This is a genomic window from Nitrosomonas sp. Nm84, from assembly GCF_003201565.1.
Taxonomy (GTDB): Bacteria; Pseudomonadota; Gammaproteobacteria; order Burkholderiales; family Nitrosomonadaceae; genus Nitrosomonas.
The window spans coordinates 70067-90361 of the sequence record NZ_QJJP01000004.1 but is presented as its reverse complement, the minus strand read 5'-3'; the positions used below and the strand labels follow the sequence as shown (position 1 = coordinate 90361).

General features: G+C 45.4%; 21 protein-coding genes. 5 read left to right on the top strand and 16 right to left on the bottom strand.

Going from position 1 to position 20295, the window contains the following annotated elements:
* Positions 1-594: 594 nt before the first annotated feature.
* Both C8R34_RS03565 and C8R34_RS03560 read right to left on the bottom strand, forming a co-directional pair.
* Positions 595-1404 carry a hypothetical protein gene (locus tag C8R34_RS03565; protein ID WP_132467056.1) on the bottom strand — a complete coding sequence of 270 codons (810 nt, stop codon included), beginning with the start codon at positions 1402-1404 and terminating at the stop codon, positions 595-597.
* A gap of 692 nt (positions 1405-2096) precedes the next feature.
* Entirely contained in the window at positions 2097-2699 is a 603-nt protein-coding gene (locus tag C8R34_RS03560; protein ID WP_110337916.1) for a hypothetical protein, read from the bottom strand.
* 535 nt (positions 2700-3234) lie between these two features.
* Between C8R34_RS03560 and C8R34_RS03555 the strand changes: the two genes are divergently transcribed.
* On the top strand, positions 3235-4332 hold the full coding sequence (locus C8R34_RS03555; RefSeq protein ID WP_110337914.1) for an SMP-30/gluconolactonase/LRE family protein: 1098 nt from the start codon (positions 3235-3237) through the stop codon (positions 4330-4332).
* Between the two features lie 77 nt (positions 4333-4409).
* Here the strand turns inward: C8R34_RS03555 and C8R34_RS03550 are convergent, their stop codons facing one another.
* The 4 genes from C8R34_RS03550 to C8R34_RS03535 all read right to left on the bottom strand — a co-directional run bounded on the left by C8R34_RS03550 (position 4410) and on the right by C8R34_RS03535 (position 9347).
* Complete coding sequence (locus C8R34_RS03550; protein ID WP_219999585.1) at positions 4410-4892, bottom strand: hypothetical protein; 483 nt, start codon at positions 4890-4892, stop codon at positions 4410-4412.
* 278 nt (positions 4893-5170) lie between these two features.
* On the bottom strand, positions 5171-6997 hold the full coding sequence (locus C8R34_RS03545; RefSeq protein ID WP_132467055.1) for a GGDEF domain-containing protein: 1827 nt from the start codon (positions 6995-6997) through the stop codon (positions 5171-5173).
* A gap of 228 nt (positions 6998-7225) precedes the next feature.
* Positions 7226-7849, bottom strand: coding sequence for a response regulator transcription factor (locus tag C8R34_RS03540; protein WP_110337908.1), 624 nt, complete (start codon positions 7847-7849; stop codon positions 7226-7228).
* On the bottom strand, positions 7842-9347 hold the full coding sequence (locus C8R34_RS03535; RefSeq protein WP_110337906.1) for a PAS domain S-box protein: 1506 nt from the start codon (positions 9345-9347) through the stop codon (positions 7842-7844). Before C8R34_RS03535 ends, C8R34_RS03540 begins: the two co-directional genes overlap by 8 nt.
* Before the next feature lie 491 nt (positions 9348-9838).
* On the opposite strand from C8R34_RS03535, the gene C8R34_RS03530 reads away from it, so the two are divergent.
* The 3 genes from C8R34_RS03530 (at position 9839) to C8R34_RS03520 (ending at position 12061) form a co-directional block, all read left to right on the top strand.
* On the top strand, positions 9839-10834 hold the full coding sequence (locus C8R34_RS03530) for a sodium-dependent bicarbonate transport family permease (RefSeq protein ID WP_110337904.1): 996 nt from the start codon (positions 9839-9841) through the stop codon (positions 10832-10834).
* Positions 10835-11069: 235 nt separating this feature from the next.
* On the top strand, positions 11070-11393 hold the full coding sequence (locus C8R34_RS03525) for a P-II family nitrogen regulator (protein WP_258364338.1): 324 nt from the start codon (positions 11070-11072) through the stop codon (positions 11391-11393).
* 476 nt (positions 11394-11869) lie between these two features.
* On the top strand, positions 11870-12061 hold the full coding sequence (locus tag C8R34_RS03520) for a hypothetical protein (RefSeq protein WP_110337902.1): 192 nt from the start codon (positions 11870-11872) through the stop codon (positions 12059-12061).
* Between the two features lie 185 nt (positions 12062-12246).
* On the opposite strand, the gene C8R34_RS03515 is transcribed toward C8R34_RS03520, so the two are convergent.
* The 10 genes from C8R34_RS03515 to C8R34_RS03470 all read right to left on the bottom strand — a co-directional run bounded on the left by C8R34_RS03515 (position 12247) and on the right by C8R34_RS03470 (position 19073).
* Positions 12247-12855 carry a glutathione S-transferase gene (locus tag C8R34_RS03515; RefSeq protein ID WP_110337900.1) on the bottom strand — a complete coding sequence of 203 codons (609 nt, stop codon included), beginning with the start codon at positions 12853-12855 and terminating at the stop codon, positions 12247-12249.
* 196 nt (positions 12856-13051) lie between these two features.
* Complete coding sequence (djlA, locus tag C8R34_RS03510) at positions 13052-13822, bottom strand: co-chaperone DjlA (protein ID WP_110337898.1); 771 nt, start codon at positions 13820-13822, stop codon at positions 13052-13054.
* A gap of 105 nt (positions 13823-13927) precedes the next feature.
* Positions 13928-14170: a BolA family protein gene (locus tag C8R34_RS03505; RefSeq protein ID WP_110337896.1), complete on the bottom strand. Its 243-nt coding sequence runs from the start codon at positions 14168-14170 to the stop codon at positions 13928-13930.
* A 63-nt stretch (positions 14171-14233) separates the two neighbouring features.
* Positions 14234-14989, bottom strand: a complete 756-nt coding sequence (locus tag C8R34_RS03500; RefSeq protein ID WP_110337894.1) for an ABC transporter permease — start codon at positions 14987-14989, stop codon at positions 14234-14236.
* Positions 14986-15903 (bottom strand): ABC transporter ATP-binding protein, encoded by a 918-nt coding sequence (locus C8R34_RS03495; RefSeq protein ID WP_110337892.1) that lies wholly within the window; start codon positions 15901-15903, stop codon positions 14986-14988. The genes C8R34_RS03500 and C8R34_RS03495 overlap by 4 nt, the downstream gene beginning before the upstream one ends.
* 59 nt (positions 15904-15962) lie before the next feature.
* On the bottom strand, positions 15963-16274 hold the full coding sequence (locus C8R34_RS03490) for a lipid asymmetry maintenance protein MlaB (protein ID WP_110337890.1): 312 nt from the start codon (positions 16272-16274) through the stop codon (positions 15963-15965).
* Positions 16275-16309: 35 nt separating this feature from the next.
* Positions 16310-16930 carry a phospholipid-binding protein MlaC gene (locus C8R34_RS03485; RefSeq protein ID WP_110337888.1) on the bottom strand — a complete coding sequence of 207 codons (621 nt, stop codon included), beginning with the start codon at positions 16928-16930 and terminating at the stop codon, positions 16310-16312.
* 73 nt (positions 16931-17003) lie between these two features.
* Positions 17004-17471 carry an outer membrane lipid asymmetry maintenance protein MlaD gene (mlaD, locus tag C8R34_RS03480; RefSeq protein WP_110337886.1) on the bottom strand — a complete coding sequence of 156 codons (468 nt, stop codon included), beginning with the start codon at positions 17469-17471 and terminating at the stop codon, positions 17004-17006.
* Positions 17471-18268, bottom strand: coding sequence for a lipid asymmetry maintenance ABC transporter permease subunit MlaE (gene mlaE, locus C8R34_RS03475; protein WP_110337884.1), 798 nt, complete (start codon positions 18266-18268; stop codon positions 17471-17473). Before mlaE ends, mlaD begins: the two co-directional genes overlap by 1 nt.
* On the bottom strand, positions 18261-19073 hold the full coding sequence (locus C8R34_RS03470; protein WP_110337882.1) for an ABC transporter ATP-binding protein: 813 nt from the start codon (positions 19071-19073) through the stop codon (positions 18261-18263). The genes mlaE and C8R34_RS03470 overlap by 8 nt, the downstream gene beginning before the upstream one ends.
* A gap of 403 nt (positions 19074-19476) precedes the next feature.
* Here C8R34_RS03470 and C8R34_RS03465 point away from each other — a divergent pair, with 403 nt between their 5' ends.
* Positions 19477-20184 (top strand): PEP-CTERM sorting domain-containing protein, encoded by a 708-nt coding sequence (locus C8R34_RS03465; RefSeq protein ID WP_110337880.1) that lies wholly within the window; start codon positions 19477-19479, stop codon positions 20182-20184.
* The last annotated feature ends 111 nt before the right edge of the window (positions 20185-20295 follow it).

Here is a 20295-nt window from a genome sequence, read left to right as displayed (position 1 = left end):
GCAGTATTGTCGCATTTGTTGACATCATTTGTCTTGCTCGTTTCTTAATTTCCATTAAAATACATAACGATAACTCATAAAAAATTGGAAGCGAGCAAAATTTGAAGCAAAACCTTGGTTCTTTCTTCGCTCTGCCCCGAAGCGTACAGCGTATGCTAAATGGTAACATCGCGCTCAAGCGGGACGGGAGCTATCACGCCCGACCCTTAGCTTTACGTTATGTTTTATGAAACTAAGAGGTGCAACACAATAATAAGTACCAAAGCGCTATTGGATGCGGCGATGAAACTAAAACCCGGGGAACAATTCAGCCTAGTGGAAGGAATCCCGATGGAGAAAATATATAAGGAGGAATGATTCGCGTCATTTTTACCGGGCTCGCAAGGCAGGGATTGGAGAATGCTGTCCGGATGCACGTATTACCAGTTTCGATTTCGTAATTCGATACCTGACCTTGATTATGTTTCGAGAGAACAAGGATTCTTGATTCTAGATTTGACACCTTTTTTGCCTTAAACAATCTCTGTTCCCCCGAGGCAATTCAGTCCCGCAGCAGAGCCGAGGGATTACCTTATTTATTCCAGCAAAGACTAATTACTGTACCCAGGCATCTCCAGTGTCGAGTAAAAAACGCGCACGTTGTACTTGTAGCAGGGCTGAATTGCATGCACGATAGGCATCATTACGATTATTTTGACGCAAGGCATTAATGCAGAGGTCAATTGACGTGCGGGTAGCGGCTACACCAGTTCGAGCAGTATCTTCAAGTTGCCGGATGCTTTTCTCAAGATTACCTGTGTCAACACCGCGGCGGATTGTTAATTGCTTGATTAGAGTTTTCTCAGCTGTGGCTGCGGTTGTGGCAGCTCGCTCAGCGATTTTCAGTATTACGCTCACAGTCCTGGATTTCTCGATAGCATTGAGTGCTAATTGGAGTTCTTGAATGGGCACGCCTAGCCCGCGCGACCAATTACTAGCAACAAATCTTTGAGATCCAATAATACAATCCGGCATTGGGGTGCACGGCTGGTGTACGTATATTAGTTTTTCTCCACTGCTGTTAATCCAATAACCGTTGGAATATGTTTCAATACGACCATTCAAATCGTGAGGCGGCGCGTAATCTGCTTTTCCATCTGGTTCAACTACGACACCGTTCCAAGCACCGCAGGTTGGACGTGGTAAGTAAACATCAGCACCTCCATTTGTTGCAATATTGTGAATTAAATTGTAGTCATCAGAGCGCCACACAAGGTTCAAATCACCTTCGAAACGCATACCGCAGGCATCATCTGGCGGTATCAATGCTGCGCCATTTAACTCATTGACAGTAATTGTCCATGGCTGCTGCGTAATTTGTGGATTATAAGCTTCTGTGTGTATGAAGTAATCACGTGCAGCCAACAAATTGTTAGTGCTAGTCAGAGACAGAAATATAAGCGAGCTGCAAAAAACAAAATTTAATATAGTCTTGATTGACACTTTAGTATTATGAACGCTAAGGGTATTCATCTTGATGATCCTCCAAATTAATAGAGATTAAAATTCCTTATTTATCGCCTTAAGGAAACCCTTAACAAGTGTCATTTCGAGCAAGAGCGAGAAATCTATTACATTGATTATTAAAGATTCCCCCTACGCTCGGAATGGCAAACACGAGTTATTCAGAGTCTCCTTAATTGGTAATAATTATTTTATGACTTAATAATTAGAAGGAATGTGATATTTACCACACAGAATTATTTATCCCTAAATCTTCAATTAGAGGAATTATCTAGTCGAAATCGTTAGAATAAGTTGCTAATGATGCGCGTCACTTTTACCGAGTTCGCAAGATAGGGACTGGAGGATGCTGTCTGAATGTACGTATCGCCAGTTTCGATTTCGTGACTCGATACCTGGCCTTGATTATGTTTCGAGAGAACAAGGATTTTTGATTCTGAATTCTAGATCTGACACTTTTTCTTTTTACAGCAATTCTTGGATACGAATCTTTTTACTGCATAGATGGAATAAAGTGAGCAGCTTGATCTCGCAAATGCAATAAGCCAACTCAAGCCGACTTATTGCATTTCAGAAGTGACTGCTTATACCAATTATTTGATTATTTTTTGAAGATTACTGTTTCGACTAACATTAGCATAACCACTCAAAGTTCCACTCATAGAATTGACTGTTCCCGCTAAATCTACAGAGAGTTCGTCACTTTGGTAATTATACTTCCAAGAATTTCCCGAATAGGTAGATTTTCCTTGTCCTGACGAGGAGTTTCGATAAGCATCATTGGCATTCCCGCTAAGATCAATCACTACTGGTGTAGCTACGTTATAAGAGCCACATTGTGGATCAGCCGGGTCCAGAGTAGCCTTTAAACTCACGATCCAGTTCTTATTACTGACTTTATTAATCGACACCACCGCTGTGCCAGCAGGATAGTCACAAGAAATTGACCAATATTCACCATTCACTTGGTTATATGAGGTGGCATTAAAACTAATTCTTTCTACACCTAAAAAATCATCGTACTTATACCCGCTCACATTCTGCTGAACATCTCCATTCAGCGAGTACAACCAAATATTATGATTATACGTTTTATACTTAGTGACTTTCATAGCATTGAGATCAGCGCTGAACGCCATGGGAGTTACGATCAAGCTGGAACCAATTAAGTATGCTACCAAGAATCGAATCTTCATATTGTAAATCCCTTTTTTAACTTACGTGTCCGCATTTGAAATCAGTCATAAACCTGATTCAGATGCCATATAAATAGAAAGAAGTGAAACTTCTCACCCCGGTCCTTATGACAAAACATACCGGTAATCTAAACAAGTAGGATCGCCTATGCGGACTGTATCAAAGTGTCATTTAAAACTTAGGGTACAAAAGAAGCCTTTTTTTACCTGTAATCCATATTTAGCGCTTACTCAGATATTCAGCGACCAGTTACGCGCAGCCAAGTAAAAGTTCCGGTTTGAGATGAATGAGCAAGCACGAACAAATCCAGTTTTGCTGGGTATGCTCTGTCTACATCACTACTATTTGACACATCGAGACCTTTGCAAAATCGCACAACAAGGGGACCGGTCGCGAGTTGAGAATACAGTTGATGAATTAGGTATAATTTTGTTGAGCACCCTTGTGATGTGCATATCGCTTGCCTTGGGTTCGTGATTTGCACCCAATCTGGCTAATGCAAGTTCCCGAAGATTCCTAATTGAGTAGAATACTATGAAGACCATCATTTGGGCACTTACCAGCACTGTGCTGATAATGACCGCTTATCTCAGCTTATGGTCGGTACCGATAGATCCGGTGAGTTGGCAAGCGCCAGTTGCACCAGGATATGCTGGCCCACATGCGCCCAATAATCGACTTACTGACATCCAGTTAATTGACCTTGATACCGAAGCTGGACCGGAGCATGTCGTGCTAGGCCATGACGGCAAGCTCTATGCGGCAATGGCAAGTGGCAACATCATTCGCATGAATCCTGACGGTACCGCCCAGGAAGTGTTCATCAACAGTGGGGGGCGTGTACTGGGTTTTGATTTTGATGCAGCGGGTAACCTGATTGCAGCCGACGCAGTCAAGGGCTTGCTGTCGGTTGGATCGGATCGCACCATCAGGGTTCTAGCAGACCGAGTGCATGGTGATCCGATTCGTTACGCCAATGCCATCGTGGTGGCAGAAAATGGCAAAATTTACTTCACCGATGCTTCAACACGCTTTGCGCCCGTGAACTGGAAGGGTACTTTCGAAGCAAGCATTTTGGATATCCTGGAACAATCATCCACCGGACGCATTCTTGAATATGACCCCAAACACAAAACAACACGCATCATTGCAAAAGGATTGAGTTTCGCCAACGGAATTGCACTATCCAGTGATGAAAAAGTGCTGTTTGTCTGTGAAACCGGAAAATTCCGCGTGTGGAAAATACAAGTGACCGCTGACGAGATTGATGTCACTAAAAATTCATTGCACGCCAGCGTGTTACTCGACAATCTGCCTGGCTACCCTGATAACCTGATGCGCGGACTCAATGGCAAAATCTGGCTTGGCTTCGTCAAACCGCGCAATCCGGTTATCGATGCCATGAGTGATAAACCGTTCCTACGCAAGGTTACATTGCGACTGCCACGTGCATTGTGGCCTGTACCCAAAGCGTATGGCCACATCATGGCATTCACTGAAAATGGGCAAGTGGTCGCCGATCTGCAAGATCCGACAGGAGCTTATCCAGAAACCACTGCAATCACAGAAACCCATGAGCGACTTTATGTGCAAAGCTTGCATGCTAAAGGGTTGGGCTGGTTACCGCGCTGAACGAATTAATCTGGAATCAGCGATGCAAAACGTATGCCGATATTCGCAACTTCCTATGTAAATATCCTTGCCTGGTGCTAATGATGATGGTGATTGTGCTGCTGCACTTGCGCAGGTTGTACGGATGCCGGTATTGTGCTGATTCGATAGGTATCATGACAGGCAACGCATTTGGTCATGGCGTCGCTCAACTGCCGCAGAGTGAGCTTGGGATCTTTTTTGGATTCCGCATCTGCGGCAATGCGATCGAAATCCTGATGCAAAGACATGCCCATCTGCATGAATTCTTTGGGCAACACACTCTTCAAGTGATCCTCAGCTTTATGCGCCATGCCCAACCCCAGAGGGCGGGCAGATTTGGAAACCGACGCCATGTCATCCGTAGCTAGTGCTGCCAGTATGTTTTGCGCACCCGATAACAATGCCCGCATTTCTTCCAGTATGTGACTGCGTTGAGCTTCGGAAAGTGTGAGGGTTTGCCAGTTGCCTTTATCGGCCGCGAGGGTTGTGGTTGAGATTGAGATCAGCAAACAAACAATGATCATTCGAGTTTTTTGCACTGGATTCTCCTGGGTAACAATGATTGGTGGTTTGAATTTACCAGTCTGGCATAGTGTGTTGCAACCGGTCTAGTTCAATGCTGGAGCCACCATGTAACAATCCGAGTGCCGGAAGCTTAACAATACCCTTCCAAATTCATCCGCATACTCTCATCTTTCAGCATCTGGTTTCTCTGATCATACCAAACGCGATTGATGTTTTGACGTGGAACACATTTACGCCCTCCTATCTCAGTTTTTCTTTTTGGCAGAATGCGGGTGAACGATAAGCACATAGTCTAAATTACCGGTGACTCCAGGGCTTCAATGATGGCGACCTGATTCTTACCCTGTTTTCTTGCCAGAAATACAGCGTAATCCGCGCGATCCAGAGCCTGTTCGCGACTTTCATTGGCCAGGTATTGCGTGACGCCTGCACTGAAAGTAATCAGCAGACGATTGTTGTTGCTCATGAAGAAACGTTTCGTCAGTTCGCGTTGCAATCGCCGCATCATATCGGCAGCGGTACTGAGCAGGGTGTCGGGCAGCAGAATAAGAAATTCTTCTGAGCCGTATCGGATCACGCTGTCATCCTGTCTGATCACGGTCTTGATGATCTGTACCAAATGCGTCAGCGTGTCATCGCCGGCCTGACTGCCGAGTTCGGAACTGAGTTCACTCAAATTATCCACATCGAGCAATACCAGGCACAATGGCTTGCCACTTTGCATCATTTGCGCTTGCTCTTCATTGAAAGTCTCGACCAGCGCACGATGGCTCAGGGCCCCGGTCAGTCGGTCGTCACGCGTTTGTTCGCTGACTTGCCGTAAATGGTGCCGCAATTCATCCACACGCTGTTGCGATGCATCTGCCTGTTGCCTTGTTTTGATCAATTCATCGCGGGCGCGCAGCATGTCGAGCTGCATGTGCCGGGTATCTTCCATCAGTTTTTCCAATATCAACTTGAGATCAACGGCCTGGTCGGTCTGCTTGACGCGCTCGGTGTAATGATCAATTTTTTCCTGAAACTCGCCGGTGGCTTCCGTCACAATTCCCAAACGCTCGAGAAACAGCGAAATCATGGCTTTCAGCGTTTGCTGTGCCTCGGCAAGCGTATGCTGCAATAAGCCCTGCTGGTAAACAAGTTCTTTCAAAATCGATTCCGCGTCGTAAATGCGGTGCAGTGCCAGAGGAGTCTTGAGATTTTCCCGGATCAGTTCGAGTTGATGCAATATCCAGGGATCCAGATCCGGTGGTAATGACGTATGCTCGATAAATAGATCAAGCATATTCACCAGCCCATCGATCAATCGTTGTTCCTGATCGACCCGTAAAGCCATGTGAATCCAGCATTGCCGAATTCGCTTTTCCAACCAGTCGATATTTTCTGGTTGATCGACGGTTTCGATTCTTTGGATGATGAATTCGATTTCCGTGATCCAGTGCTGATGCGTGGCAAGACGAGGAATCAATCCGTCGCGCAAGGTGGAGACGAGGAGTGCTTTCCATTGCCGCCAGAATGCTATTGCCAGCGAGTGGTCTTCAATGACCTCCAGTCCGGTACCAGCTGCATCAGTATGACCATTTACTGTTGCAGGCACCAGGCTGGCAGGGGTTTCATCCTGCCAACGCTTAACCAAGGCATGTATTTCGCTATTCAATCGTTCGGGGCGGTTTGCAAACGACCTGACGGCATCTGTCAGTTGTTCGCGCCGAATCGGGTCGCTACCTGATTGTGTTCGCGTATCCCACAGCATCAGTAGCAACTCACCCCACGGCTGCTCCAAGCGACGATCAAGCATGCCTTGCGACAGGATCAACTGACCCAGCGATTGCGCAACCGCCGTCCAGTTCTGATCGCTTGCCGCCAAATTGATATCGACGATATGACGACTTGCTTCCTGGGGCAAACCGAGGGCGTGTAACGTGGTCACTAACTTATTCGCCAACGTGAGCGAAGCGGGATGCTCTGGCGGTTTGGTGCCGGCAATCTGATAATAAATCGATTCATACTGATCCGGTGTGGGGGCAATTCGCTGGGTAGCCAAATGTTTTAATGTTTCCCTGGCGATCCATATCGGATTTTTGGTTTCAGGTCGATTGGCATCCATATCGCGTCTTATCAAATTTCATCATTGTATCAAACGACCATTCTGACCAGACTCGAATTGCAAAAATTCGCGGCCTATGTCCAAGCGGAAGGTAAGTGCAGGTGTTTGCTATCAATACGCCCTAAGAAACCAAGAACAGTTTCCTTCTCTGCTCATTGGGCTGTGCATGCCATATTCAACAACTAGTGCATTCTGAGGTATGTGACTGTAATACTGACCACCCTGCCTTGCTCGATGATTTATTCAAGGCTTCCCGCTGCACAATCCACCTTCACGGGTAATACGCGCAAGATCAAGCAAATTCAATGCACCCGTCTTGCGCATGATCTTAGATTTGTGGATTTCTACAGTACGGTGACTGATACCCAGGCGCGATCCGATCTCCTTATTAGAATACCCTTTAACCGCTAGTACCGTGACTTCTCGCTCACGGACAGTAAGCTTTGCCAGGCAAAATGATAGCGCTTTTCGATTTTGCGCAATGTCGCTAATCTTATTTTTAGCTTCAGCAAAAGCAGCCCGCACGCATACCAAGAGCTTCTCCCGTATTATCGGCTTAGTCAGAAAATCCACCGCGCCAGCTTTGATAGCCCTGACGCTCATAGGAATATCGCCATGCCCGGTAAGAAAAATGATGGGCAATTCGATTTTGCGCCAGACTAGTTCCTCTTGAAGTTGCAGACCATCCATTCCTGGCATCCGCACGTCTATAATGATGCAACCGAAAAAATCCGGTCGATAAGCACTCAAAAAAATCCTTGCGTTATCAAAAGATTGCACGCGAATACCTGCTTGTTCGATCATCAAAGTAAGAGAATCCCGCACTGCCGCGTCGTCATCCACAATAAAAACAACTGGTTCATGCATGATCTGGCGCCAAAGGTAAAGTAAGATGGAATTTTGCGCCTGACTTAGCGTCAGGATCTACCCAGAGTTGGCCACCGTTGGCTTCAATCAATGCGTAACTGATCGCAAGCCCCATGCCGATACCCGTTGGCTTGGTCGTAAAAAAAGGCTCAAATATGCGCTTAGCCGTGGTTTGATCAAGACCCGGTCCGCTATCTTGTATAGTCACTATCGCTACGCTCGCTCCGGCTACGGTTTGCACTGCAGTTTCAATCGTTAGGGTAGGCAAATTCACTGCACGCATAGCTTCTACAGCATTCCTAAATAAATTGAGCAAAGCTTTCTGCACTTGAGTGTGGTTACATTGAACCGCTGGAAGATTTTTCTCCAAATGAAGGACTGCGCAGAATTTCTCGTAACCGTCATTGCACAAAATGCTTAGCGCCTCATTGATAGCATCATTAAGATTTAATCGCTCGGTTACCAATTCGCCTTTCTGTAGAAAAGCCAGCAACTCATGCAAGCTGCGGCCAGCACGCTGGGCCTGTTCGACACAGCCTTTGAGCGCTCTTTCCAAGCTATCAGAGTTAGTAGTATCGTTATGTAATGCGTGTAATAATACTTCGCTATAAGCAGAAATTGCAGCGAGTGGTTGATTAAGCTCATGAGCAATTGCTGAAGCCGTGCGCGCTGCCACTTGCTGTTTAAGAATATTTTCTGCTTCGTCGCGATGCGCTTGCAGCTTTTTCTGGGCATTTTTCTGTTCTGTCACATCACGCGTCACACCTACAAGACGATTCGCACATCCGTTTTCGAAATACACCCGTCCCATTGCAGATATCCAACGCTCAGCATTATTGCTGGGATTAATAACACGATATTCTGCTCTGAACTCACCATTACTAGTGGGATCCATCGCATAATCGATAGCTGTTTGTCTCGCTGCACGATCCTCTGGATGTATCATCGCTACGAATTCCTCATAGCTTACGGTTTCGGAATGTTCACCCCCCCATAGCTCGCGCACCTGTTTATCCCAATAAACAATATTGCGATTGCAGTCGTAGTCAAGAATACCCAAACCTGCTGCCTGCTTAGCTAAACGCAAGCGTTCTTCACTAATCCGAAGCGCCTCTTCGGCTTCAAAACGCTCATGGGCAACATTTAATCTGATTAGAATAAATAACTGATGCTGCACTTTTATAGGACTAAGACTAACTTCTAGTAATATCTCTTTACCATTACGGTCCAGCGCAACAAGTTCATTTCCAACACTCATGGAACGCTTTACTGGCTCGTTAAAAAAGAATTCTTGATAATATCGATACTGTTTTCGATACTGGGGTGCTATCAGCGTCTCAATCGCTATTCCATTCAACTCGTCTGCAGCATAACCAAATAGCTGCTGCGCAGATGGATTTATCGACACTATGTCACCAGAATCTTCAGTCACCAGCATCGCATCTGCCGCTGCCTCAAATACTACTTGGAAGCTTAAGTCTTTTAGCGCATTAATCAAATTATCTTCCTACTGCAATGCATATCCACTACGGTAAAAAATCTTACGATAATAGACAATTATTTTCTACAGATATTTGATACATAAGGGTTTGCACTTACGTGCCAGCACGGATATTGCCATCCGTTATTTTCTTGTAGGATTTTAAAGGGCAAGAAATTAGCCCGATTCCCAGATAAGTTACAGCTTAGTAAAAGATAAAAATAATGGCCTAGAAAAACAAAGAAATTATTCTAGTTCCAAAAGCTTCTTACAGTCTCTGATGTGTTGTTTTCAACTACGTTATGTTAAGCCTTTTAACAATTAGGAGAAATGGTAAATGTATAAAAATATAATAGCTTACGGATTTATTCTGACTGCCCTATTAACGATATCGGGCACACTATTCGCTGCAGATGTATCAAAGAACCAGCCAGTAATAGAGCAAGCCCCAATTGAACTTCAGCGCGGGCAACTTCAATCACTGACTTTAATATAAAAGGAGCCTAACCATGTCATTATCCAGTCTTCTGGTACCGGCGATACTGTTCTTCGCATTGGGTATGTTTGCTTGCCTCATCAAATCGGATCTGAAATTTCCGCCCGATATGCATAAAATGATTGTTATCTATTTGCTGATCGGTATCGGGCTGCATGGCGGCAAAGAGCTCGCCGCCGCAAACATGGCAGATGCGATCTCCGCCGTGTATGCGGCGTTTGCATTTGGCATTATTCTGCCCATCATTGCTTACATTATTCTGCGAGTGATCGGCAGAATCGATCCCCTGAATGCCGCAGCCATTTCCGCGCACTACGGTTCGGTGAGCGCGGGAACCTATATGACGGCAGTCGCGTTTCTGGCAGGCATTGGCGTGACGTATGAAGCCTATCCCGTCATCATGCTGGCAATCATGGAATCGCCCGCAATCATGATTGGTCTGGTCCTTGCCGGCTATTCCCGAAGAGCCCTGGGTGGAGAATCCAAAAATCAGAAGGGAATGATGAAGCATCTGCTACTCGATGCCTTTACCAACGGCAGTATCTTGCTGCTGTTTGGCTCCATGGCGATTGGCTGGGTGATTTCGGAACCCAGCTACAAGAAAATCGAACCTTTCTTTGAACTGATCTTTATGGGTGCGTTATGTATCTTTCTGTGCGACATGGGAATGGAGGCCGGCAGACGGATATCCGAATTCAGATCCGTAGGTTTCTTCCTGGTCGGTTTTGGCATTGTCATGCCTTTGATTGGCGCAGCATTTGGTTTAACCGTGGGTCATTTCATGCTGGGCTACTCGATAGGCGGTATCACATTGGTAACAGTACTGGCAGCAAGTTGCTCCTATATCGCAGTTCCACCGGCGATGAAACTTGCAGTTCCGGAGGCCAATCCGTCGTTCTATCTGACTTTATCGCTCGGGGTCACTTTCCCATTTAATATAGTGATCGGTATTCCCATGTATTATGCGGCTGCCCAATACTTACATGAAACCTACTACCCATGGTTTTAGCATCCGGTTATTAAGAGCTGTCGTCTGGTAGATACATTAATGTAATGCTGCGAGTATCAGGCCGGTAGTGCCATAAAAAAGCGCTGCCGCCATGCTCGAGGATGGCAGCGAAAGATAACCCATTGATTTATTTTATTGTATTAATTACCAATTATTTGAAATCCTCCGGAATTGCCTCCATGACGCATCAGAGTGTTCAAATTTCGGCAACAACATAATTTTTTGGAGAAAAATCATGCCATTAAGCCCAGGAATCTTAAAAAGAATGCAGCGAATCGAGATTGTCATTAATGAAGAAGCGCTAGATGATCTGCTCAGCGTACTTCGAGACGCCAACGTGCGCGGCTACACAGTCGTCAAAAAAGTAGGGGGGCTTGGGTCAACCGGTGAACGGGATCCGAATGACTATAGTTTGGAACAACCCAATGCCATAATAGTTCTCATCTGCGAAGAGGATCAAGCAGAAAAGATCGTCACAATGCTTTATCCCAAGTTGAGAGGCTTTGGAGGAGTATGCATACTTTCCGATTGTCAATGGACCACAGGACAGCCGATCTGATACAGAACTAGACCGACGTAGAATAACTCCAAGCGGCATAATTTAGACAGATAGACCAAACTGAATCGCGATTATTTTGATTCAGTTTGGTCGCGTATATAAGAACGGTTAATCTGCTGAATCACCCCGGGTTTCCCGGAGACTCTTTAGTTTGAGCCAAGCTGCATCAGCTGACTCTTCTTCCAGTTGGCAATAATGAATATCGGCTTCATCTCGTCGCACTGTCCTACGATTGCCAGGTATGAAAGCTTCAGGCTCTTGACGATCCTACTTCGGTTTTCATTGCCAATAAAATATTCATGCCTGATATAGATAGTTATCACTCCAGAGCACTCCGAACATTCGCGTATAAGGGTTAGCGCTTAAGTACTTGCACGGATTTTGCCAGCTACTAATCCCAAGTAATATTTTATAAAGAGTTTAAGAAGTTGGATTTTCACCTGAGCACAACTCAATATCGAGAGGAACATAAGATTATGGCTAACTGGAAGAAAGTTCAAATTATCTGCTGGACGGTCTTTTTCATTATTGGATGTTTCTTATGGGAAAGACACCTATTTGCTGCAGAAACAGAAAATTCTGAAACAAGCAAAGATAAAGCTAAAAACCATCAATTGTTGTCAAAAACATCTCACCATCAGCTAATGGAACCAATGAAGCACCATTAAAGTGCACAGGATACCTGTGGACTATACCAAGTTTGACTTTGCAGTGCAGATCATATTATGTGCATCTTCCTGGCAAAATATCAAATTTGAAGAAAATTATCAAAAGCAGAATGTGATAAATCTGACGATTATTGACGGGCACTGACGCGCTAAGTATTAATACAAACAGTTGGTTACCATGACTATTAATCAGCTTCTTTCCGCATTATATTTTGAAATAATTCTGAACTGACCAACCGATCTAACCATGCAATCAGATGATGATAGTGAGAGGCATAAAACCAATCCGGATTGACGTTGGAAAATTGCCGGATGAACGGAAAAATCGCCATATCCGCCAGCGTATAACGGCCCGCCAGCAGATAGCCATCGTTACTTAAGCGTGACTCCAATTCAGCCAGAAAGGGTTCGGCTTGCTCACGGTAGTAGAACTCAGAGTGCTGCGGATAACGCACCGCATATTTATACAGATCCAGTTTCGGCTTAAACGACTCATCATTGTGTTGGATCAATGACATCATTTCAGCCGTTACCGTCTGATCGTTATCCAGCCAGTGCTCAGGATCATTCTGAGCCAGCGCCCAGTGCATGATGTCCAAGCTTTGTTCGAGCACATGGCCATCGGCAAACTTTAACACCGGCACTGTGCCTTTGGGCGAACATGCCAGCATTTCTTTCGGCTTGGCGCGCAAGCTGACTTCCTGTGTGTCCACTGCCACGCCACTGACTTGGATTGCCAGTCTGGCGCGGATTGCAAAAGGGCAGCGGCGAAAGCTATAGAGTAACGGTTTCATTTTGAAAATCAATTAAATCAAGATACAAAAAAACTAATAGGCCGTTGAAAAACTATCTGCGTTGCCGCTACGGTGTTAAAAATAGGCTCAAAATGCTCATTTATTACGCATAAGCTGCGCTTTCTCCCCTGTTCTTGACTGGTACCGGCTTGCCCCGAAAACATCTTTCAGCGGCCTGCTAAGCGGCGGCACGACTCTATTCGCGGCTTTTTTTGATCAAATCATAGGCGGTTTGCACTTCTTTGGCTTGTTCGGTTGCCACCGCGATCATTTCCTCCGGCACGCCCTGCCCCATCAATTTATCCGGATGATATTGGCTCATCAACTTGCGATAAGCATGCTTGATTTCCTGATCGGTACTGTCTTTGCTGACACCCAATGCTTTATATGCATCATCCAGCGCGCTGGCCGATGTACTTTGCCCTCCGGCAAAATGCATTTGATTCAGCACCATGTCGAGCAATTGATTGAACGCAGCATGGCTATAGCCCAGGCGACCGGCAATCACATGCAGTAATCCTTCTTCGTCGGAATTCAAATGTCCATCGGATAATCCCATGATAATCAGATAAACCAATAGCATCTGCTTCAGGTTATTGGAATGACCGCATATTGCAAGGAATTCATTCATTTTGGGATGAATGTCGTAATCTACCGCGGCACCTTGCTTGAACAGCGCGATTGCCTTGAGCCGGTGTTCAGGCGTCATACCCAGTTTTTGCATGAATTGCTCTACATGGGACACTTCCGTTTCTGAAACGCGGCCATCCGCCTTGGCCAATTTCCCCATTAAAACAAAAGCAGTTTCAAGAAAAACCGATTGACGGCGCGTGGTATTAAACGGATTCATTCCGCTCGGTCCCAGCGCTTTAAATCGATCAATGAAACTCCCGACTAAGTACCCCAGGAAGATACCCAAAAAACCAAGCATGAAGAAGCCAACTATGGCGCCAAGTATTCTAAACAATGGAATTCCAGACTGAGTGATAAAAGCAGTGATTATAACGAATTGTCAATCGGCAGAGCTGTTTTGAGACTTGCTTAACCACCTAGGAGGGATATATCAAAACTCCTAGGATTCTTGTCCCCACTGTTCCGGTGTCAGTGTTCTCATGGATAGCGCATGAACTTCTTGCTTCATTTTATCGCCCAACGATTTATAGACCAATTGATGCTGCTGAACTGTATTTTTTCCGTTAAATTCAGCACTCACAATCAGTGCACTGAAGTGGCGCCCGTCATCGCCCTCGACCTGTACATGTTCACACGGCAACGATGATTCAATCGTCGTCTTTATATTTTCTGCTGTAATCATTTTAGTCTCCATCATACATTTTATGTATGCAAAATTAAGTCAGTTAGTATTAACATCATAAATTCAGTAGCGCAACTTATAGCCGATTTTAAGCATTCGAATGGCCAATAGTGAAATCACCATTAAGCATATTGCCACAATCATGAGGCTAATATAAGGCGAAATATCGGATACCCCAAAAAAGCCATACCGAAATCCGTCGATCATATAAAAGAATGGATTGAGATGCGACAAGTACTGCCAGCCGATGGGCAGCGAATGTATGGTATAAAACACACCCGATAAAAATGTGAAAGGCAGAATAATAAAATTCTGGAAAGCCGCCAATTGATCAAATTTATCAGCCCAGATACCTGCGATCAATCCCAATGCACCCAGCATCGCACTACCCAGGATCACAAACAGTAACGTCCATAAAGGTAATAGCAACGGAATATCGAAGAATATCAGTGTAACCAGATAAACACCCATGCCAACCAATAATCCCCGCACAATCGACGCCAGAATATAGGCAAAGAAAATGGCGCGATACGATAATGGCGATAACAAGACAAATACGATATTACCGCTGATTTTTGATTGAATCATGCTGGAGGATGAGTTGGCAAATGCATTCTGAATGACCGTCATCATAACCAATCCCGGGATCAGAAAAGTAGTATATGCGACTCCCGGATAAACCTGCGTATGCACCTCTAACACATGAAAAAAGATCAGCAAATACAATAGCGTTGACACCATCGGTGCGATGATGGTTTGGAAGCCCACTTTCCAAAAACGCAGTAATTCCTTATACAGCAATGTCAAGAATCCGGTCATTGTGCTCGCTTCCTGTCGTGTTTCATCAAATTGATAAAGACATCTTCCAGATCGGGTTGCTGCAAGTGCATTTCCAATATCTGGTTATTTTCAGACCGCAATGACGCCAAAATAAATTCAACATGTGCATAGTTCTCGATCTTAAGTTCGTACATTCCATTGTGGTGGCTAATTTGTAACGCTTGTAACACCGGTGGCAAGGTATCCGGCAGCAGTCGAAGTTTCAACGAATTTCCCGAAGTCATTTTTCCAATCATGTTCTGCGTACTATCCAGTGCGATAATTTTTCCTGCCTTCAGCATCGCAACACGATGACAGAGTGTCTCGGCCTCTTCCAGATAATGCGTGGTCAACACAATGGTATGCCCATCCTGGTTCAGTTGTTGAATGAAATGCCACAGTGTTTGGCGTAACTCAACATCCACGCCGGCTGTCGGCTCATCCAGAATAATCACCGGCGGCTTGTGCACGAGTGCTTGCGCAACCAGAACGCGGCGTTTCATGCCGCCTGACAACGCACGCATGTTCACATTCGCCTTATCCGCTAAATCCAAGCGTTCAATGATTTCATCGATCCAATCCGCATTCCCCTTGATGCCGTAATAACCCGATTGTATTAATAGGGTCTCACGCACAGTGAAGAAAGGATCAAAAACCAGCTCTTGTGGCACTACGCCTAGATTTCGCCGTGCTTGTTGATACTGCGAAGTAACATTGTGCCCCATCACACGCACCGAGCCGCTGTTGGCATGTGACAGGCCGGCAATAATACTGATCAGTGTTGTTTTGCCGGCGCCATTGGGACCCAACAGCGCAAAAAATTCACCGGAATGAATTTCGAGATCAATATCAGTCAGCGCACACAAGTTGCCATAGCATTTACTCACTTGCTTGACTTCAATGGCAGGCAACATTGGACGTATCAATCAGAAGGGTTACTCTGGGATTTTAACAACAACGAATATGAATCGAATCAGGCATTGCGCTGCTGAGTTTCATGACCTGGCATCACCGGAATCAATTCGGCAATACCGTACAATTGAATTAAGCTTTCAAGGTTAGCGGGTAAATTAATGAACTGTAATTGACAGCCTTTCTTGCGGGCTGCACGTAACCATTCCAACAGCATACTGATAATGGTCGAGTCCACCTCGGTTACTTTGTTCAGGTCAATTACGACATGCTGTTCGTCGAATAACGCCACCCCGCGCCGCGTCATGGTCACCACATTTTCGATGGTGACCGCGCCTTGCACGATAATTTTATGATCTTCACGAAGTACCATGAGGTTAAAGAACTCGAGTTACTGATTCGACCGAATTATTTTTTACCTTCCAACGATTTATTTTTGTCAGACAGCGTTTTAATCAGTCCTTCTACGCCGCCCTTGCGAACCTGACTGTTAAAGGATCCGCGATAATTGGTAACCAGGCTCACGCCAGCAACCGTGACATCATAAACCTTCCAACCATCCGACTTTTTCTCCATGCTGTAATCAATCGGTACCGGTTCTTTTCCGTTGCCCTGAATGACTACCGTCCGAACCGTAGTTTCCACATTATTACCCAGTTGCTTTAACGGATTCACTTTAATCGTTTCGTGGTTATAGCTGGTCAATGCGTTGGAATAGGTACGCACCAACAACGTGCGAAACTCATCCACCAATTTTTTTTGCTGATCCGGCACTGCTGCTGACCAATGTTGGCCCATCGCCAGTTGGGTCATACGTGTGAAATTGAAATGCGGTAAAATTTTGGTTTCGATCAAGTCGAGCATTTTTTCCTTGTTACCATTCTTCAATTGCTCATCTTTCTGAATAATCTCGATCACTTCCTTGACGGTCTCATCAACCAGTCTATCAGGCGCCAAATCCGCTGACCACGCAGGGAATACCAGCAAGTTAGAAAATATTAATAAAATTATCCCAAAAAATCTTTTCATCGTTTCCTCACCAAAATTTTAAGTATTACGCAATACTAAACCAATCAACATCAAATTAACAAATTCCACTTAATCAGAAAGAATCGTCATCAGCAGCTTTATTAAATAGAAAACGGCCAATTAATTCTTCAAGTACCATAGCGGAGTTGGTTTTCATGATTTTATCGCCATTTTTCAACATCACCTCATCCCCGCCCGCAGCCAACCCGATGTACTGTTCGCCCAATAAGCCCGCTGTCAGAATGCTGGCAAAGGTATCTTTGGGAAAGGGAAAGCGACTATCCATATCCATAGTTACCACCGCATCGTAAGTCTGTGTGCTGAATTGAATATCCGTGACACGTCCCACGACAACGCCGGCGCTTTTTACCGGTGCACGCACTTTCAGGCCGCCGATATTCTCAAAATTCCCAGTAATTACATAGCTTTGTGACGGATTGTAAACATTCAGATTACCGACTTTAAGACTCAATATCATGAGTGCGATAATTCCTGTGATCACAAACAATCCCACCCACAAATCCATTGTTGTCCGCTGCATCAACTAACTCCTCTAAACATGAAAGCGGTCAAAATAAAATCAAGCCCTAAAATCACTAATGACGAAGTCACCACGGTACGTGTTGTTGCGCCTGAAACGCCTTCCGCCGTGGGCGGCGCGTCGTAGCCTTCAAACACTGCGATAGCCGTCACAGCCACGCCAAAAAAGCAGCTTTTAATAAAACCGTTCAATATATCAAACCTGAAATCAACCGCGCTTTGCATTTGCGACCAGAAGGAACCTTCATCCACGCCAATGAATACCACAGTGACCAGATAACCACCAAAAACACCCATGACAGAAAATATTGCTGCCAGAAGTGGCATGGAAATAACGCCTGCCCAGAAACGCGGCGCCACTACGCGGGCGACCGGATCAACCGCCATCATGCCCATCGCTGCCAGTTGTTCCGTTGCCTTCATCAAACCTATTTCTGCGGTAATCGCCGAACCGGCACGACTGGCAAACAATAAGGCAGCCACTACGGGACCCAGTTCGCGTACCAAAGACAAGGCAACCAATGTGCCGACCGCAGATTCCGACCCATATTTTTGTAGCGTTTCATAGCCTTGCAAACCCAACACCATGCCGACAAAAAGCCCGGACACCACGATGATGATCAGTGACAAAACACCGGTAAAATACAGCTCCCGCATGACCAAACCAAAGCGGCGCAAACTGGTGCCGGATTTTAATAGCACCAGAATAAAAAAACGACTGGCGTAGCCCAACCGCCAGATGCTTTCAATCACGCGATGCCCGATATGTTGAACAGCGGATACGATACGTCTAGGCAAAAGTATCCTCCAACTTCAAATCCTCTTGGTAAGTTTGTGCCGGATAATGAAACGGTACCGGTCCATCTTCTTCACCATGCACAAACTGGTGCACAAACGGTGCTACCGATTCGCGCACTTCTTTCGGCGTACCCTGCGCAGCGATCACACCATCTGCAATGAAGTAAACATAATCCACAATTTTCAGGGATTCTTGCACGTCATGCGTCACTACGATCGATGTCATACCTAGCGCATCGGTCAAGCGGCGAATCAGATTCCCGATCACGCTCAATGAGATCGGATCCAGTCCGGTAAACGGTTCGTCATACATAATTAGCATCGGATCCAATGCGATAGAGCGCGCCAACGCCACGCGCCGCGCCATGCCACCGGATAGTGCATTGGGCATGAGCTGATGCGCACCGCGCAAACCGACAGCATTTAATTTCATCAGCACCAGATCGCGAATCATCGATTCCGGCAAATTGGTATGTTCGCGTATTTGAAATGCGACATTGTCAAACACCGACAAATCGGTGAACAACGCACCAAACTGAAACAACATGCCCATCTTGCGCCGCAACTTGAACAGCGCATCACGATTGAGTTCATGCACCACTTCTCCGGCAAACTTCACATGCCCGGACGTCGGCTGAATTGCGCCGCTGATCAGTCTCAGCAACGTAGTTTTACCCGACCCGCTACCGCCCATAATGGCGACCACCTGACCACGCCGCATGGACATATCGATACCTTTCAGAATCGGGCGCGTGTCGTAGGAGAAACTCAGGTTATTAGCCTCAATGAGAACTTCAGGTGGCATACTAAATGTTAATGGTGAAATTTATTTGGAGAAACAGCGAACAAACGACAGTCTCATGATTTTTAAATGAATTAAAATATTCCTGGTCAACGTACAAGTATTCATCGCAGACTTAACTGGCGCCGATATTAGCATCAATCAGCTGAACCAGTCTGATTTTAACCATAAAACGTGTCGCGATGAACTGATAAATATTCCTGAAATCCGATAAGCGCCAATTTTAATCTACTTTCTTCCGGAAGTTTGGCTTATGTTGACTTTCATCGCAATTTTCTCGTTTGCAAAAAATCGGCGACTGACATGCTTAGAAATTGAAATACTGTCTGAACAAAATTGTGATATAAGTTATCTTTGCTATATATCTTGTTGATTACTCAAATAACAACCGAACTGAGGAGCAGTGATGAATCTAAAAAGCAGACTGGGTTATGCGGTATCTATTATCGGGATTTCGTTGTCGGGATCTGCAGTGGCAGATTTGTATGTTTATGGTCATAGCAGTCTCAATAGTTCCAATAGCTTGAATATTACCACCAGCAGTGGAGATTTTTTTGTGCCAATCACTGATAGCGGCTGGTGGACTAGCGATTTCGGTCATGATGCGTCAAACAAAAATTACTTTGCTGGCCACGGTTCAACTGCAACTACAGGCAACCATAACAACTACTTTACCTTCGATCTATCAGGTATCAGTGGGACCATAACCTCGGCATCGTTCAATTTATTCACCTACACAGTCGCGGGCAGCTCGGTGGATTATCAGCTATTCGATGTCACTTCCCCATTGTCCGAAGTGCATGCGACAGGAACCAATGCTGCCGTTTATGACGACTTGATGACCGGCGTATCGTATGGATCGTTTATTTACAATTCCTCCGATAGCAATGAATTTCGTTCCATCCTGTTGAACGCTGATGGCATCTCAGCCTTAAACAGCGCAATCGGTGGTGAATTTGGCATCGGCGGTACAATAACTGGCGGTATTGAAGGACCATCGCCACCACAGATTCCTGAACCTGAAACTTATGCCATGTGGTTAGCCGGATTGGGACTGCTGGGTTTTTTGAGGTATCGCAGAAAAAATCCAAATATCAATTCGCCCGTTCATTAGTCACAGTGACACATTAATCCAGCGAATTTTTGTGCGCTTCTCCCCCACAATCACTTTGTGAGGGACTGCCTAGTTTATAGGCGTCAATCCGCTCTGTTTTACTCTATTCTA